The organism is Streptomyces sp. NPDC004721 (assembly GCF_053601495.1).
On record NZ_JBSGBZ010000146.1, the window covers coordinates 1 to 2148 of the forward strand.

Here is a 2148-nt window from a genome sequence, read left to right on the forward strand (position 1 = left end):
CGCGCGGCGGCGGAGCTCAAGCGGGTAACGGGAAGGTCGTGCCATGACTCGATCCTTTCATGGAATCGAGTCTCCATTCGAACCGGGGCGGTTCAGCCAGCGCTGCGGAGCTACTGGTGGAGCCCACTCTGCGGGCGGCAAGATTGTCGTGTCCGGCCGTGTCCATCGAGGACACAATCGCCATGTGCTCGCTGTGGCCGTCACGGCGCCATGCGAGTCGGCGGTGGACGAGGACCGGTTCGCCACGACGGTGGCCGCCGTGACCGCGTACACGGTGGCTGCCGAGCAGGCCTTTTGGCTGGGCAGCTTCGCCGTCGCGTTCCTGGACGCGCTCGCCACGCTGGAGGAAGCCGACATCGACGCGCGGGCGGCTCTCTCGTGGCCGCGGCGCCGGTGGATCTGTCGGCTTATGGGACGAGGGAGAGGAGTGTGGGCGCCCGCGGACAGCAGTCGGCCGTTACCGGGACGTGAGAGGGCGCGGTGGATCAGGGCTGTGGACTTTGGCGCAGCCGCAGGGGGCGTATACGGCGAGGACCACGAGGAACGCGACGTAGTACGAGAGGTCGGCGCCGTGCAGGGCGGTCGCGACCGGACCCACGTACAGGCTGGTGTTCATGAACGGCACGGCCGCGGCGAAGGCGGTGGCGAACGTAAGCAGCGCAGGCCGACCGGGCCGCGGCCGGGCGGCCTCGACGACGAGTTCGATCGGGGCGCCGCCCCGTGCCCGTGCCCGTGCAAGCCAGTCGACGATGACGATCGCCACGAAACCGGGGATCCAGTAGCCGACGAACAGCAGCACGTTCTGGAAGCGGGCGGTGATGTCGGCAGCGTGCATCCATAGCACCAGAGGGAAGCCGAGCACGGCGGCGAGGGCGGCGGCCACCGGACGTGGAAGCCGCACCCCGACCGTCTGCAGCGCCAGGGAACCGCTGTAGTCGTTCATGGCGTTGCTGCACAGGGCCGCCAGCGCCACGGCGAGCAGCCCGAACGCGCCCAGCGGCCCACCGCCCAGCAGCTTGTCCACGCCTGCGGCCGTCTGGTCGGTCATGACAGATGCGCCCCACAGCCCGAGGGTCTGGACGGCCGTGAAGGACACCACAAGGCCGAGCAGGGTGCACCAGAACATGCGTGGCCGTGAGGTGGTGTGCGGCAGGTAGCGGCTGAAGTCGCTGGCGTACGGAGCCCAGGAGAGCGCCAGGCTCAGTGCAGATGGTGCTGGTCAGAATGGCTGCACCGGCCCGGTCGGCGCCGTGCGCGGGGCCGGTGTCAACGGGGTGGACACCGCTGAGGAGCCGCCAGGCGATCAGCGCGAACGCGGCGGCAAGCACGAAGGTCATTACGGTCTGGAGCCGGTGAATGGCCTCGTAGCCCAGTACGCCGAGGGCGCCTTGGGCCAGCATCATGACCAGGACGCCGAGCCAGAACGGCCAGCCGCACAGCCGCGCCAGCGCGTCCCCGCCGAACAGCCCGATCAGCGCGTCCCAGGCGACCGTGGACAGCCACTGCAGCATGCCGGGCACCGTCACGGCCTGGCCGAAGGCGAGCCGGGCCAGTGGCAACTGCCCGGCGCCGGTCCGGCTCCCCCAGGTACCCAGGTAGGCGGTGGGCACCGCCCCGAGCATGGTGCCCAGCACGACGGCCGTGAGCGCGGTGGCGAAGTCCAGGCCGAGGGCGATGCCGACGGTTCCGGTGAACACGCCGGTTCTGCGTCGCCGAATTCGGGTTCGATGATCAGGCTGTCGTCGCCGTCGGGTTCGGCCGGCGGCGTCATCAGTCCGGTGATCAGGTCCGGGAGGTAGATGATCGCCGGGCGGTGCGGCGGGGTCGCCGCCGTCGCGAACGTGCCGAACAGCGGAAGCGCCTGCCGTATTGGCAGTTGCAGGGCCGGTTCGAGCAGCTGGCGTTCGAGGTCGACGTGGGCCCGGCTGGGGGGCGGCACGAAACTCTGGCGTTCTTGTTCGGCGCGGAACCGTTCGCCTACTTCCTGGAGGTTCGCCTGCAGGGATGCGTGTCTGCGCAGGCACTCCTCGAGGATTGCGATCAGCTCGGCGGCCTGAGCCCGGATCCACCGGCTTGATGTCTGTGGATAGCTTCTCCGGAGACGAGGAAGTGCCTTGTGACCTGCGATGATGGGAGTTCTTCACGCTT

General features: G+C 69.5%; 1 pseudogene. It reads right to left on the reverse strand.

What is annotated here, in order from left to right:
- Positions 1-457: 457 nt before the first annotated feature.
- Positions 458-1703 (reverse strand): annotated as a pseudogene (locus tag ACWEK3_RS42305) (purine-cytosine permease family protein); the annotation flags it as partial.
- Between the last annotated feature and the right edge of the window lie 445 nt (positions 1704-2148).